This is a genomic window from Streptomyces coelicoflavus (assembly GCF_045041415.1).
Lineage (GTDB): Bacteria > Actinomycetota > Actinomycetes > Streptomycetales > Streptomycetaceae > Streptomyces > Streptomyces coelicoflavus.
The window spans coordinates 3,536,058-3,549,324 of the sequence record NZ_CP108218.1 but is presented as its reverse complement, the minus strand read 5'-3'; the positions used below and the strand labels follow the sequence as shown (position 1 = coordinate 3,549,324).

At 71.8% G+C, this 13,267-nt stretch carries 15 protein-coding genes; 12 read left to right on the top strand and 3 right to left on the bottom strand.

Annotated elements, in window-relative coordinates; genetic code table 11:
• Nucleotides 1–12 precede the first annotated feature (12 nt).
• Nucleotides 13–381 (bottom strand): PLD nuclease N-terminal domain-containing protein, encoded by a 369-nt coding sequence (locus tag OHA99_RS15710; protein ID WP_381584779.1) that lies wholly within the window; start codon nucleotides 379–381, stop codon nucleotides 13–15.
• Between the two features lie 90 nt (nucleotides 382–471).
• On the opposite strand from OHA99_RS15710, the gene OHA99_RS15705 reads away from it, so the two are divergent.
• From OHA99_RS15705 to OHA99_RS15655, 11 genes are all read left to right on the top strand, one after another.
• Entirely contained in the window at nucleotides 472–1,929 is a 1,458-nt protein-coding gene (locus OHA99_RS15705) for a menaquinone biosynthesis decarboxylase (RefSeq protein ID WP_153178507.1), read from the top strand.
• Nucleotides 1,926–2,831, top strand: a complete 906-nt coding sequence (gene mqnP, locus OHA99_RS15700; protein WP_405696235.1) for a menaquinone biosynthesis prenyltransferase MqnP — start codon at nucleotides 1,926–1,928, stop codon at nucleotides 2,829–2,831. The genes OHA99_RS15705 and mqnP overlap by 4 nt, the downstream gene beginning before the upstream one ends.
• 55 nt (nucleotides 2,832–2,886) lie before the next feature.
• Nucleotides 2,887–3,537 carry a UbiX family flavin prenyltransferase gene (locus tag OHA99_RS15695; protein ID WP_405698957.1) on the top strand — a complete coding sequence of 217 codons (651 nt, stop codon included), beginning with the start codon at nucleotides 2,887–2,889 and terminating at the stop codon, nucleotides 3,535–3,537.
• Nucleotides 3,538–3,604: 67 nt separating this feature from the next.
• Nucleotides 3,605–4,063, top strand: coding sequence for an Lrp/AsnC family transcriptional regulator (locus OHA99_RS15690; protein ID WP_153178505.1), 459 nt, complete (start codon nucleotides 3,605–3,607; stop codon nucleotides 4,061–4,063).
• Between the two features lie 44 nt (nucleotides 4,064–4,107).
• Nucleotides 4,108–5,271, top strand: coding sequence for an aminofutalosine synthase MqnE (mqnE, locus tag OHA99_RS15685; RefSeq protein WP_153178504.1), 1,164 nt, complete (start codon nucleotides 4,108–4,110; stop codon nucleotides 5,269–5,271).
• Between the two features lie 181 nt (nucleotides 5,272–5,452).
• A complete protein-coding gene (locus OHA99_RS15680; RefSeq protein ID WP_405696231.1) occupies nucleotides 5,453–6,091 on the top strand; it encodes a UdgX family uracil-DNA binding protein in 639 nt (212 codons plus the stop codon).
• A 16-nt stretch (nucleotides 6,092–6,107) separates the two neighbouring features.
• Nucleotides 6,108–6,632 carry a GNAT family N-acetyltransferase gene (locus OHA99_RS15675; protein ID WP_405696228.1) on the top strand — a complete coding sequence of 175 codons (525 nt, stop codon included), beginning with the start codon at nucleotides 6,108–6,110 and terminating at the stop codon, nucleotides 6,630–6,632.
• A 108-nt stretch (nucleotides 6,633–6,740) separates the two neighbouring features.
• Complete coding sequence (locus tag OHA99_RS15670) at nucleotides 6,741–7,040, top strand: DUF4229 domain-containing protein (protein ID WP_381546099.1); 300 nt, start codon at nucleotides 6,741–6,743, stop codon at nucleotides 7,038–7,040.
• Nucleotides 7,041–7,180: 140 nt separating this feature from the next.
• A complete protein-coding gene (locus tag OHA99_RS15665; protein ID WP_315978814.1) occupies nucleotides 7,181–7,282 on the top strand; it encodes a putative leader peptide in 102 nt (33 codons plus the stop codon).
• 72 nt (nucleotides 7,283–7,354) lie between these two features.
• Nucleotides 7,355–8,677 (top strand): dicarboxylate/amino acid:cation symporter, encoded by a 1,323-nt coding sequence (locus tag OHA99_RS15660; RefSeq protein ID WP_153178501.1) that lies wholly within the window; start codon nucleotides 7,355–7,357, stop codon nucleotides 8,675–8,677.
• A 60-nt stretch (nucleotides 8,678–8,737) separates the two neighbouring features.
• Complete coding sequence (locus tag OHA99_RS15655; RefSeq protein ID WP_405696225.1) at nucleotides 8,738–9,466, top strand: TetR/AcrR family transcriptional regulator; 729 nt, start codon at nucleotides 8,738–8,740, stop codon at nucleotides 9,464–9,466.
• Here the strand turns inward: OHA99_RS15655 and OHA99_RS15650 are convergent.
• Nucleotides 9,451–10,341 (bottom strand): MaoC family dehydratase, encoded by an 891-nt coding sequence (locus OHA99_RS15650; protein WP_405696223.1) that lies wholly within the window; start codon nucleotides 10,339–10,341, stop codon nucleotides 9,451–9,453. The genes OHA99_RS15655 and OHA99_RS15650 overlap by 16 nt on opposite strands.
• On the bottom strand, nucleotides 10,341–11,633 hold the full coding sequence (locus OHA99_RS15645) for a 3-oxoacyl-ACP reductase (RefSeq protein WP_405696221.1): 1,293 nt from the start codon (nucleotides 11,631–11,633) through the stop codon (nucleotides 10,341–10,343). Before OHA99_RS15645 ends, OHA99_RS15650 begins: the two co-directional genes overlap by 1 nt.
• A 136-nt stretch (nucleotides 11,634–11,769) precedes the next feature.
• Between OHA99_RS15645 and OHA99_RS15640 the strand changes: the two genes are divergently transcribed.
• On the top strand, nucleotides 11,770–13,056 hold the full coding sequence (locus OHA99_RS15640; RefSeq protein ID WP_405696219.1) for an acetyl-CoA C-acetyltransferase: 1,287 nt from the start codon (nucleotides 11,770–11,772) through the stop codon (nucleotides 13,054–13,056).
• The last annotated feature ends 211 nt before the right edge of the window (nucleotides 13,057–13,267 follow it).

Below are 13,267 nucleotides of genomic sequence, written 5' to 3'. Positions count from 1 at the left end.
CGGCGCGGAGCGTCAGGGTTCGTCCCGCCTGCCGCCGCTGCGGTCCTCGTCGTCCTTGTCCTTCGGGCCGTCCTTCCCGTCGCCCTTCCCGTCGTCCTTTTCGCCGTCCTTGCCCAGCGACTTCAGGAAGTCGGGGTTGTCGTCCGGCGCCACCCACTGCCGCCGCCCGCCGCCGCCCTGCCAGGGCGAGGAGCCGGCGGGCTGCCGCTTCTTGCCGGCGATGATCCAGGAGATCGAGCCGACCAGCGGGAAGAGCAGCACGAGGATCGCCCACAGCGGCTTGGGCATGTGGCGGATGTCCGCGTCCTTCGTGCTGATGCAGTCGATGAACGCGTAGACGCTCAGGGCCAGTGGCACGAGGAACATCAGCACCCGGAGCATGGGGCCTCTCCAGCGGGAAGCTAGGGGGTGGGGACGCGTCACGGCCCCCAGGTACAGGGCCAGGGTAGCCGCTCGGGGATACTGGACGGCATGGCTTACGACGATCTTCGCTCCCTGCTCAGGGCGCTGGAGCGCGAGGGCGACCTCAAGCGCATCAAGGCCGAGGTGGACCCGTACCTGGAGGTCGGGGAGATCGTCGACCGGGTGAACAAGGCCGGCGGCCCCGCGTTGCTCTTCGAGAACGTGAAGGGCTCCGACATGCCGCTGGCGATGAACGTCTTCGGCACCGACCGCCGCCTGCTCAAGGCCCTCGGCCTCAAGGCGTACAGCGACATCTCGGACAAGATCGGCGGGCTCCTCCGCCCCGAGCTGCCGCAGGGCTTCGTCGGCATGCGCGAGGCGTTCGGGAAGCTCGGCACGATGACCCACGTACCGCCGAAGAAGGTGAAGCCCGGCAGCGCGCCCGTCCAGGAGGTCGTCCTCACCGGCGACGACGTGGACCTGGAGCGCCTCCCGGCCCTCTTCACCTGGCCGGACGACGGCGGCTCCTTCTTCAACCTGGGCCTCACCCACACCAAGGACCCGGAGACGGGCATCCGGAACCTGGGCCTCTATCGCCTCCAGCGTCACGACAGGCGCACCATCGGCATGCACTGGCAGATCCACAAGGACAGCCGCAACCACTACCAGGTCGCCGCCCGCCGCGGTGAGCGCCTGCCCGTCGCCATCGCCTTCGGCTGCCCGCCCGCCGTCACCTACGCCTCCACCGCCCCGCTCCCCGGCGACATCGACGAGTACCTGTTCGCCGGGTTCCTCCAGGGCAAGCGCATCGAGATGGTCGACTGCAAGACGGTCCCGCTCCAGGTCCCCGCGCACGCGGAGGTCGTCGTCGAGGGCTGGCTGGAGCCCGGCGAGATGCTCCCCGAGGGCCCCTTCGGCGACCACACCGGCTTCTACACCCCGCAGGAGCCCTTCCCGGCCCTGAAGATCGACTGCGTGACGATGCGGAAGCGCCCGCTGCTCCAGTCGATCGTGGTCGGCCGCCCCCCGACGGAGGACGGCCCCCTCGGCCGGGCCACGGAGCGCTTCTTCCTGCCCCTCCTCAAGATCATCGTCCCGGACATCGTGGACTACCACCTCCCCGAGGCCGGCGGCTTCCACAACTGCGCGATCGTCTCGATCGACAAGAAGTACCCGAAGCACGCCCAGAAGGTGATGCACGCCATCTGGGGCGCCCACATGATGTCCCTGACCAAGCTGATCGTGGTCGTCGACTCCGACTGCGACGTCCACGACCTGCACGAGGTCGCCTGGCGGGCGCTGGGCAACACCGACTACGGCCGCGACCTCACCGTCGTCGAGGGCCCGGTCGACCACCTCGACCACGCCTCCTACCAGCAGTTCTGGGGCGGCAAGGCGGGCATCGACGCGACGAAGAAGCTGCCCGAGGAGGGGTACACCCGCGACGGGGGCTGGCCGGACATGGTGCTGTCCGACCCGGATACGGCGGCGAAGGTCGACCGCCGCTGGAAGGAGTACGGACTGTGACGTCGGCTTCCGCCGCCCTGCCCCAGCAGCCGGGGCGCACCAAGGCGTTCCTGCGCCTGGTGATGATCGAGCACTCGGTGTTCGCGCTGCCCTTCGCCTACATCGCCGCGCTGACCGCGATGTTCCTGTGGGACGGGAACATCCACTGGGGCCGGCTGCTCCTGGTCACGATCGCGATGGTGGGCCTGCGCACCTTCGCGATGGCGGTCAACCGGATCATCGACCGCGAGATCGACGCCCGCAATCCGCGCACCGCCCACCGCGAACTGGTCACCGGCGCCATGTCGGTCAGGCACGCCTGGACCGGCGCGCTGATCGCCCTGGTCGTCTTCCTGGGCGCGGCGGCCCTGCTCAACCCGCTCTGCCTGGCCCTCGCCCCGGTGGCCGTCGTACCGATGGTGGTCTACCCGTACGGCAAGCGGTTCACGAACTTCCCGCAGGCCATCCTGGGTCTCGCCCAGGCCATGGGCCCGATCGGCGGCTGGCTGGCGATCACCGGCGAGTGGTCCTGGGAGGCGGTGATCCTCGGCCTCGCGGTCGGCATCTGGATCGGCGGCTTCGACCTGATCTACGCCTGCCAGGACGTCGAGACCGACCGGCAGGTCGGCGTGAAGTCCGTCCCGGCCCGCTTCGGCATCCCCGCCGCGATCTGGGGCGCCCGCGCCTGCCACACGGTCACCACGGCGCTGTTCGTCTGGTACGCCCTCGCCACCGACGCCGGCGCGTTCTTCTGGCTCGGCCTGGTGATCGTCGCGGGCGCGTTCCTCTACGAGCACACCATCGTCCGCCCCACCGACCTGACCCGCCTCAACAGGGCGTTCTTCAGCGTCAACGGCTTCATCGGCATCGCCCTGTTCGTGTGCGCGCTGCTGGATCTGCTCGTGAGGGGCCTCACGGTCTGAAAACCCTGAGCCTACGACTAGGCTCGGCATCATGAAGCCAGGACAGACGCAGCGCGTGCCTTGGATCGTGGGGGTGTCCGGGGCGTCCGGCACCCCGTACGCCGCCGCCGTGCTGCGTGCGCTGCTCGCCGCCGGCGAGAGCGTCGACCTGGTGGTCAGCCGGGCCTCGCGGCTCACCCTGCTCGACGAGACCGGCATCTCCTTCCGCGACGCCCACTGGCAGCACGACCTGCGAGAGTGGCTGGCCCGCGGAGCCGACGGAAAGCCGGACGCGTTCGACGCGGACGTCTCCGGCGTACGGCACTGGAGCGCGGGCGACCTCGCGGCCGGGCCGTCCTCGGGGTCGTACCCGACGAAGGGCATGCTGATCGTGCCCGCGTCCACGGCCTGCGTGGCCGGTGTCGCGCTCGGGCTGTCCAAGGACCTGCTCCAGCGCACCGCGAGCGTGACCCTCAAGGAGCGCCGCAGGCTCGTCGTCGCCGTACGGGAGACCCCCCTGGACGGCCGGACCCTGCGGCACCTGGTGACCCTGGACGACGCCGGCGCGAGCGTGGTGCCCGCCTCCCCGGCGTTCTACGCGGGGGCGACGCACATCCAGGACCTGGTGGACTTCGTCGCCGGACGCGTCCTCGACGCCGCGGGTGTCGGGCACGACCTGTACCGCCGCTGGCGCGGCGACCTCGGCGGGGCCCGCCCCACCGACTGAGCACCAACTCCCCCCACACGTTTGTTACCCACATCTTCAGAACTCTTCAGTGGAAGGCTTCGATCGCATGGACGCGGTGGACAGGCAGCTCATCCAGGCCCTGAGGGAGAACGGCCGGGCCTCCTACGCGGAGCTGGGGCGCCTGGTCGGACTCTCCGGACCCAGCGTCACCGACCGCATCAACCGGCTCGAGGCGGCCGGTGTCATCACCGGCTACCGGGCCACCGTCGACGCCGCCTCGCTCGGCCTCGGCGTCACCGCCCTGATCGGCGTCTCGCTCTCCGACGCCGCCGACCACGAGGACGTGGCCCAGCGCCTCAAGGAGCTGCGGGAGATCGAGGACTGCTGGTTCATCGCCGGCGACGACTCCTACATGCTCAAGGTGCGGGCCGCCGACGTGGACGGCCTGGAGAGCATCATCCGGCGGCTGTCGGGCACCAAGGGCGTGTCCCGGACCCGTACCACCATCGTTCTCTCCACCAAGTGGGAGAACCGGGTGGGCGAGCTGCCCGAAGAGGTCCTGTAACCGGGGCGTACGGTTGACCCGTCTGTCTCAGAAAGAGGTATCGCATGGACGCCGGGCTCAAGCGCGAGCTGGAGCAGAAGGTCCGCTCCGGTGAGCGGCTGACCCGCGAGGACGGCATCGCGCTGTACGAGTCGGACGATCTCGCCTGGCTCGGCGGCCTCGCGCACGAGGTGCGGACGCGGAAGAACGGCGACGTCGTCCACTTCAACGTCAACCGCCACCTCAACATGACCAACGTGTGCACCGCGTCCTGCGCGTACTGCTCCTTCCAGCGCAAGCCGGGGGAGAAGGACGCGTACACGATGCGCATCGAGGAGGCGGTGAAGCTCGCCAAGGCGATGGAGGGCGAGAACCTCACCGAGCTGCACATCGTCAACGGCCTGCACCCCAACCTGCCCTGGCGCTACTACCCGCGCTCGCTGCGAGAACTGAAGGCCGCGCTGCCGGACGTCTCGCTGAAGGCGTTCACGGCGACCGAGATCCACCACTTCGAGACCATCTCCGGGATGTCCGCCTCCGACATCCTCGACGAGCTGATCGACGCCGGTCTGGAGTCCCTGACCGGCGGTGGCGCCGAGATCTTCGACTGGGAGGTGCGGCAGCACATCGTCGACCACCGCACCCACTGGGAGGACTGGTCCCGCATCCACCGCCTGGCCCACGAGAAGGGCCTGAAGACCCCGTGCACCATGCTCTACGGCCACATCGAGGAGCCCCGCCACCGCGTGGACCACGTGCTGCGGCTGCGTGAGCTCCAGGACGAGACGAACGGCTTCCAGGTCTTCATCCCGCTGCGCTACCAGCACGACTTCGTGGACATGAAGGACGGCAAGGTCAGGAACCGCCTCCAGGCGCGCACGCAGATGGCGACCGGCGCGGAGGCCCTGAAGACCTTCGCGGTCTCGCGGCTGCTCTTCGACAACGTGCCGCACGTCAAGGTCTTCTGGGTCATGCACGGAGTCCAGACCGCCCAGCTCGCCCTCCAGCACGGGGCGGACGACATGGACGGCTCGGTCGTCGAGTACAAGATCACCCACGACGCGGACGACTTCGGCACGCCGAACAAGCTGACGCGCGAGGACCTGCTGGACCTGATCCGCGACGCCGGGTTCCGGCCGGTCGAGCGGAACACGCGGTACGAGATCCTCCGGGAGTACGAGGGAGCCGACCCGGCGCGTCGGGAGTCGCCGCAGCCGATGCGGGTGTGACGTCCCCCGGTTGTCTTTCGACTGCGGGTGCGTGGTGGGCTGGTCGCGCAGTTCCCCGCGCCCCTTTCAGGGGCGTGCAGTGCACGTACCTCAAGGGGCGCGGGGAACTGCGCGAGCAACCACCCACTCACCCGCACCCGGCATCGGATCCGAACCGCCCCCGGCGGGTACCCGCACCCCCATGGCCACCGAGGACGACTACACCGCACAACCCTTCGTTCCAAGGCGCGGCGGCCTCCCCGCCCTGCGCGCGGCGGCAGCCGAATGCCGGGGCTGCCCCCTGAACCGGGACGCCACCCGGACCGTCTTCGGCGCCGGCCAGGCGACCGCCCGTGTCATGCTCGTCGGCGAGCAGCCCGGCGACCAGGAGGACCGGCAGGGGAAACCCTTCGTCGGCCCCGCCGGCAAGCTCCTCGACCGTGCGCCGACGGACGCCGGCATCGACCCCGCGGACGCGTACGTCACCAACGCCGTCAAGCACTTCAAGTTCACGCGGGCCGAGCCCCGCAAGCGCCGTATCCACAAGGCGCCCACCCTGCGTGAGACGACCGCCTGCGGGCCCTGGCTGGCGGCCGAGCTGGACCGGGTGGAGCCCGAACTGATCGTGGTGCTGGGCGCCACGGCGGGCAAGGCGCTGCTCGGCTCCTCGTTCCGGGTCACGCAGGTGCGCGGCACGGTGCTGGAGGAGGAGATCCACGGGCGCCCGGAGCGGCTCGTGCCCACGGTGCACCCCTCGGCGGTGCTGCGGGCCGACGACCGGGACGGGGCCTACCGGGGACTGGTGGCGGACCTGAAAGTCGCTGCGGAAACACTCGCGTAATAGTTACTATGGCCTTGTGTCCCTTACCTTCACTTTCGATCCGGCCGTCACCCCCGACCTCCGCGACGGCGTCCTCGACCTGTGGGCCGACGTCTCCAACGCCGGCGGCTCCGTGGGCTTCGTGCCGCCGGTGACCCGCGAGGACATCCGCCCCGAGCTGGTCAAGCACCTGGCGGGCATGGCCGAGGGGCGAACCCGGCTGCTCGTCGGCCACGACGAGGAGGGGCGGGTGGCCGCCACCGCGTTCCTCGCCCTCAACACGCACCGGCTGATGCGGCACTGGCTGTGGCTCTACACGGTCATGGTCCACCCGCGCCACCAGGGCCGGGGCTACGGCCGGGACCTGATGGCCGCCGCCGCGGACGCCGCGCGCACCTGCGACGGCATCGAGGCGATCCGGCTCACCTGCCGCGGCGGGCTCGGCCTGGAGCGGTTCTACGAGTCCTGCGGCTACAAGGAGGTCGGGCGGGTCCCCGGCGCGATCCGGGTCGCCCCCGGCGACGACCGGGACGACGTCTTCCTGCTGCTGCCCCTGGGCTGACCGCCGGCGGACCCCGCCGGTCCCGGCCGACCCCCCTGCAAGATCGGCCGTGCGGCATGTTTCACTGGACAGTGCCTCTTTGTGCCAGAAACGGAAGAGTGGATTGAGATGCTCCGCTACACACTGATGCGCCTCGGGATCTTCGTGGGCTGCCTCGTGGCCGTCTGGGGGCTCGTCTACGCCGGAGTGTTCCCGCGCGGTCTCGGCGACTCCAACGGTATGTGGATCCTCCTGCTCTCCCTGCTGATCTCCGCCCCCATCAGCTACGTCGCACTGCGCAAGGAGCGGGACCGGGCCTCGGAGCAGGTCGCGGGCCGCGTCACCCGCATGAAGGCCAACCTGGACGCCAACCGCGGCCAGGAGGACACCGCCGACGACGCGGCACGGGCGCAGGGCCAGGCCTCGTAACGTCCGTCACGCACCCGCCCGCCCCGGCTTCCGAAATCACCGGAAACCGGGGCACTTTGCGTTGTGCGGGCAGAAGCGCGCTCCCACCTCTCAAAGTATGGCTTTGAGTGTCCCAAAGCGCGGGTGTTAAAGTCGTGTGCATGAAGCAAGCAGCCGCGCCCACCACACCACAGCGCCTCGCGCTCGTGGCGCGCCTGCACGTGGACCTCTGTCGGAACGCGTCCGCGAACTGTCGCCCCTGACGTTCCCCCTCATCCAGTCGTTCCCACGTCAGCTCAGCGCGTCCCATCCCGCGTCCCGTCCCCCTACGGAGCATGTCCGTGTCTTCACCCTCTTCCTTCGCGAAGTACCTCAAGGTGCCCTTCTGGGCCCAGATACTCGCCGGTCTCGTCCTCGGCGTCCTGCTGGGCTGGCTGGCCCGCAGCCAGGACATATCGTGGCTGGTCACCACCCTGGAGAAGGTCGGTGACACCTTCATCGGCCTGCTGAAGCTGGCCGTCGCACCGCTGGTCTTCTTCGCGATCCTCGTCTCGATCACCAACCTGCGGAAGGTCAACAACGCGGCCCGCCTGGCGTCCCGCACCCTCCTCTGGTTCATGATCACGTCGCTGATCGCGGTGGCCATCGGCCTCGTCATCGGCCTCGTCACCAACCCCGGCTCCGGCACCGGCCTCACCCCGGCCGACGGCGCCCGGCCCGAGCACACCGGCTCCTGGATCGACTTCCTGACCGGCATCGTGCCCACCGACGTCATCACGCCGTTCACCGAGCTGAACGTCCTTCAGATCGTCTTCATGGCCGCCGTCGCCGGCATCGCCGCCCTCCAGCTCGGCGAGAAGGCCCAGCCGATCCTGAACCTGAGCGAGTCCGTCCTCGAACTCCTCCAGAAGGCCCTGTGGTGGGTCATCCGCCTCGCCCCGCTCGGCACCGTCGGCCTCATCGGCAAGGCCATCGCCACCTACGGCTGGGACCTCATCGGCAAGTACGCCACCTTCACCGCCGACATCTACGTCGGCTGCGCCATCGTGATGTTCGTGGTCTACCCGACGCTGCTCGCCACCGTCGCCAAGGCCAGCCCGCTCCAGTTCTTCAAGGGCGCCTGGCCCGCCATCCAGCTGGGCTTCGTCTCCCGCTCCTCCGTCGGCACCATGCCGCTGACCCAGAAGGTCACCGAGCGCCTCGGCGTCCCGAAGGAGTACGCGTCCTTCGCCGTGCCGTTCGGCGCGACCACCAAGATGGACGGCTGCGCCGCGGTCTACCCGGCGATCGCCGCGATCTTCGTCGCGCAGATCTTCGGCATCGACCTCGGTGTCGGCGACTACCTGCTGATCGCCTTCGTCTCGGTGGTGGGCTCCGCCGCCACGGCCGGCCTCACCGGCGCCACGGTCATGCTCACCCTGACCCTCTCCACCCTGGGCCTGCCCATGGAGGGCGTCGGCCTCCTCCTGGCCATCGACCCGATCCTGGACATGATGAGGACGGCGACCAACGTGGCCGGCCAAGCGCTCGTACCGGTGATCGTCTCGGCCCGTGAGGGCCTGCTCGACCGCAAGGCGTACGACGAGGCGCACGCCTCGCCGATCGACGAGCCGGAGCGTGAGAAGCAGGCGTCGGAGCCGGTTCCGGTCGCCGCCTGACCGTCCTGTCCAGGGCGTTGACGTCCTGGACACCACCGCACGGACCGTACGCTGATTCGCATGGGTGCAGGGAAGACCACCAAGCGGATGCCGCGTGCGGTCCGTGAGCAGCAGATGCTGGACGCCGCCGTGAGCGTCTTCGGCAGGCGCGGGTACATGGCGGCGTCGATGGACGAGATCGCCGAACTGGCGGGCGTGTCCAAGCCGCTGGTGTACCTGTACCTGAACTCCAAGGACGACCTCTTCAGCGCCTGCGTCGCCCGCGAGGCCCGCGCCCTCACCGAGGCGGTGCGGGCCGGCGTGCGTCCGGGGCTGCCCGCCGACGGACAACTCTGGTCGGGGCTGCGGGCCTTCTTCCGCCACACCGCGCGGCACCCGGACGCCTGGCGGGTGCTGCACCTGCACGCCCGTACGCACGGCGAGCGGTTCGCCGCCGAGGTCGCGGCGATGCGCGAGGAGATCGTCGCGTTCGTGACGCAGCTGATCGCCGCCGCGGCGCGCGACGCGCACCGGGACCCGCACCTGCCCGAGGGCGAGGTCGCCGGGCTGGCCGAGGCGCTGGTCGGTGCCGCCGAGTCGCTCGCCGACTGGGCGGGCGCCACCGAGGGGGTCACCGCCAAGCAGGCCGCGGCGACCCTGATGAACTTCGCCTGGGCCGGCCTGGGCGACCTGATGGCGGGACGCCCGTGGTCCGCGCCGGAGGAGTCCGGACCGGAGGCGGATCCCGACCCGGTGGCGGAGACCGACCCGGAGGCGGATCCGGCGCCGGTGGCTCAGGCCGCGGGGTAGGGCCCGACCTCGCCGGACAGGTGCAGCCGTCCGTCGCGGGCGCCGCGCAGTTCGAACCGGCCGCCCGCGCCGCCCCCGCCGTCCTCGGCCCCGTACGTCACCGTCCCCGGCAGCAGCACCGGTGACCGGAACTCCGCCCGCACCACGGCCGCGTCCGGTGTCCCGTGCTCGGCGAGGCACCGGGCCACGGTCCACATGCCGTGCGCGATGGCCCGCGGGAAGCCGAACAGGCGGGCGGTGAGCGGGTGCAGGTGGATCGGGTTGCGGTCCCCGGAGGCCGCGCCGTAGCGGCGTCCGGTGTCGCCGGCGAGCCGCCACTCGGCGCGGGCGGGGAGGGGCTCCCGGTGTTCCGAGGGGGTCTCCTCGGCGGGGGGCCGCGCGGTGGTGCGGTGCCGGGCCAGGTAGGTGCTGCGGGACTCCCACACGACGTCGGCGCCGGCCCGCAGTTCCGTGACCACCGACGCCTCGGTGCCGCGCCGGTGCGGGGCCAGGCCCTCTACGCGCACGGCGAGTTCGTACGCCCCGGTCGCGGGCATGACGGTCCGCCGGGTGATGCCGATGGAGGTGTGGACGAGCCCGAGCAGGGGCAGCGGGAAGCCCCGGCCGCTCATCAGGCGCATGGCCAGCGGGAAGCCCAGCACGTGCGGGTACGTCACCGGGAGCGCGTCCGCGCCGGTCGGGAAGCCGCACACCCGCTCGTACGCCGCGAGCCGCGCGAGGTCCACGCGCAGGCCGGGCAGGACCAGCCGGGTGCGGGGGAAGTCCGCGTCCGGGCGGGGGCGCTTGAGGGGCGACAGGAGGGCGCCGCGCGCGAGGAGCGGCGCGAGGGCGGGGACGCCGGTCAGGGTGCTGGTCGTCGGGGTCGCGGTGGTCATCACGCCCCCAGCAGGCTCTGGCCGCAGACCCGTACGACCTGGCCGTTGACCGCGCCGGAGGCCGGGTGGGCGAGCCAGGCGGTCGTCTCGGCGACGTCGGCGGGCAGGCCGCCCTGGGCGAGGGAGTTCATGCGGCGGCCGGCCTCCCGGATGAAGAGCGGGACCGCCGCCGTCATCTTCGTCTCGATGAAACCGGGCGCCACCGCGTTCACCGTGACCCCGTGCCCGGCGAGCGCGCTCGGCGCCAGCGCGCGGACCAGGCCGACGACGCCCGCCTTGCTCGCGCCGTAGTTGGTCTGGCCCGCGTTGCCCGCGAGCCCGGCGATGGAGGCCGTCGCCACGATCCGGCCGCCCCGGTTGACGGCGCCCGCCGCGAGCAGCGCGTCCGTGGTGCGCAGGACGCTCGCGAGGTTGACGTCGAGGACGGAACTCCAGCGGTCGGCGGGCATGTTGACCAGTCGCCGGTCGCGGGTGATGCCCGCGTTGTGGACGAGGACGTCGAGCCCGCCGGGCAGCGCGGCGGCGATGCGCTCGCCCGCGTCCGCCGCCGTGACGTCGAGCGCGAGGGCGGTGCCGCCCAGGCGTTCGGCGGCCCGGCGTGCCGCGTCCTCGGCCTGCGGCACGTCGAGGACGACGACGTGGGCGCCCTGCCCGGCCAGCGTCTCGGCGACCGCGGCGCCGATGCCCCGTGCGGCGCCGGTGACCAGGGCGGTGCGCCCGGCGAGCGGCAGCGTCCAGTCGTCGGGGCCCGCGCCCGCGGCCTCGGCCCCAACCTCGATCACCTGGCCGCTGACGTACGCGGAGGCGGGGGAGAGGAGGAAGCGGAGGGTGGACTCGGCGGGCGCCGCGTCGGTGAGCCGTACGAGGTTGACCGTCCTGCCCCGGCCGATCTCCTTGCCGAGCGAGCGCGTGAAGCCCTCCAGCGCCTGCTGCACGGCGGCCTGGTGGTGGTCGCCCGCGTCGAGCGGGGCGCCGAGCACGACCACGCGGCCGCTCGCGGCGACGGACCGTACGACGGGGTGCAGGGCGGCGTGCACCTCGGCGAGCGAGTCGATGTCCCGTACGCCGGTGGCGTCGAGGACGACGGCGGCGGGGCGGCCGTTCTCGTCCCGGGGGAGGCCCGTGCGGGCCAGGACGGGTGCGGCGTCGAGGTCCGACTTGCCGGCCGTGAGGTGCAGCAGGCCGCCGTCGAGCGCGTCCCGCCGGAGCTCGGCCGGTTGCGGCAGGCCCAGCCTGCGGGTGAGGAACCGGCCGGGTGCGGTGCCGGTGAAGCTGAGGTAGCGGTCGGCCATGTCTGTCTCCCAGGCGGCTGCGACGTGGTCCAGAGGCCGGCTGCGGTGCCCACCGGGTCCACCGTGCCCACAACTGCTTACTCTGGAGTAAGGTTACCGAAGGTAAGCCTATGTCACGGGTGAGGAGCAGGTCGAGATGAGCCCTCTGGCAGTGCAGCCCGCACGCCGCGTCGCGGTCATCGGCGGCGCGCGCGTCCCCTTCGCCCGCTCGGACGGGCCGTACGCCACGGCCTCCAACCAGGAGATGCTCACCGCGGCCCTCGACGCCCTGGTCGAGCGGCACGGGCTCCAGGAGCCGGGCGCCGTGGGCGAGTTCGTGGCCGGCGCGGTCCTCAAGCACAGCCGCGACTTCAACCTCGCCCGCGAGACGGTCCTCGGCTCGGCCCTCGACCCGCGCACCCCCGCCTACGACATCCAGCAGGCCTGCGGCACCGGACTCCAGGCCGTGATCGCCGCCGCCAACAAGATCGCGCTCGGCCAGACCGAGTCGGCGGTCGCGGGCGGCGCCGACACCGCGAGCGACGCCCCGCTCGGCGTCAACGACCGCCTGCGCCGCATCCTGCTCGAGGCCCGCCGGGCGAAGAGCCTGAGCGGACGGGCGAAGGCCCTGGCGAGGATCCGCCCGGGGCACCTGGTCCCCGACATCCCCCGCAACGCGGAGCCGCGCACCGGGCTGTCGATGGGCGAGCACGCCGCGGTCACCGCACGCCGGTGGGGCATCACCCGGGAGGAGCAGGACGCGCTGGCCGCCGCCAGCCACCAGCGGCTGGCGGCGGCGTACGACCGCGGCCTCTTCCGTGACCTGGTGGTCCCCTTCCGGGGCCTGGCCCGCGACCAGAACCTGCGGCCCGGCTCGACGGTGGAGAAACTGGCCGCGCTCAAGCCCGTGTTCGGCCTCGACGCCTCCGGCCCCACCATGACGGCGGGCAACTCCACGCCCCTGACGGACGGCGCCGCGACGGTGCTGCTGGCGAGCGAGGAGTGGGCCGAGGCGCGCGGTGTCGAACCCCTCGCCTACCTCACGGCGTACGAGACGGCGGCCGTGGACTTCGTCGGCGGGGACGCGGCGGGCGGCGAGGACGGGCTGCTGATGGCCCCGGCGTACGCGGTCCCGCGGATGCTGGAGCGGGCCGGGCGCGGGACCGGGGACTTCGACCTCGTCGAGATCCACGAGGCGTTCGCGTCCCAGGTGCTGGCCACGCTGGCCGCCTGGGAGAAGCGGGGTCTGGACCCGGTGGACCGGACCCGCCTGAACGTGGCAGGCTCCTCCCTCGCCACCGGCCACCCCTTCGCCGCCACCGGCGCCCGGATCGTGGCGACCCTGGCCACGCTGCTCGCCGAGCGCGAGGCGCCGGGCCGCGGCCTGATCTCCGTCTGCGCGGCGGGCGGCCAGGGCGTGACCGCCATACTGGAACGAACGTGATTGGGTCTGTCCGGCGGATCAGGTCGCAGGAAAGACGCGGTGCCAGACCCCGCGTCTGCGGCATGATCCGCCGGACAGGCCCAAACCCTCAGGTAACCCCCAACACTGCACACCTCCGGCGCGGGAAGATCGTGGAACGCGCACCAACTCCCCACGCGAGCACCGTACGATCCCGGAACTGACCGCCGGTGACCCCTGTCCGCGGGACCGG

Coding starts and splice junctions, on each gene's coding strand:
- OHA99_RS15710 (WP_381584779.1), bottom strand. CDS start 381: ATGCTCCGGGTGCTGATGTTCCTCGTGCCACTGGCCCTGAGCGTCTAC.
- OHA99_RS15705 (WP_153178507.1), top strand. CDS start 472: ATGGCTTACGACGATCTTCGCTCCCTGCTCAGGGCGCTGGAGCGCGAG.
- OHA99_RS15690 (WP_153178505.1), top strand. CDS start 3,605: ATGGACGCGGTGGACAGGCAGCTCATCCAGGCCCTGAGGGAGAACGGC.
- mqnE (WP_153178504.1), top strand. CDS start 4,108: ATGGACGCCGGGCTCAAGCGCGAGCTGGAGCAGAAGGTCCGCTCCGGT.
- OHA99_RS15680 (WP_405696231.1), top strand. CDS start 5,453: ATGGCCACCGAGGACGACTACACCGCACAACCCTTCGTTCCAAGGCGC.
- OHA99_RS15670 (WP_381546099.1), top strand. CDS start 6,741: ATGCTCCGCTACACACTGATGCGCCTCGGGATCTTCGTGGGCTGCCTC.
- OHA99_RS15665 (WP_315978814.1), top strand. CDS start 7,181: ATGAAGCAAGCAGCCGCGCCCACCACACCACAGCGCCTCGCGCTCGTG.
- OHA99_RS15660 (WP_153178501.1), top strand. CDS start 7,355: ATGTCCGTGTCTTCACCCTCTTCCTTCGCGAAGTACCTCAAGGTGCCC.
- OHA99_RS15655 (WP_405696225.1), top strand. CDS start 8,738: ATGGGTGCAGGGAAGACCACCAAGCGGATGCCGCGTGCGGTCCGTGAG.
- OHA99_RS15650 (WP_405696223.1), bottom strand. CDS start 10,341: ATGACCACCGCGACCCCGACGACCAGCACCCTGACCGGCGTCCCCGCC.
- OHA99_RS15645 (WP_405696221.1), bottom strand. CDS start 11,633: ATGGCCGACCGCTACCTCAGCTTCACCGGCACCGCACCCGGCCGGTTC.
- OHA99_RS15640 (WP_405696219.1), top strand. CDS start 11,770: ATGAGCCCTCTGGCAGTGCAGCCCGCACGCCGCGTCGCGGTCATCGGC.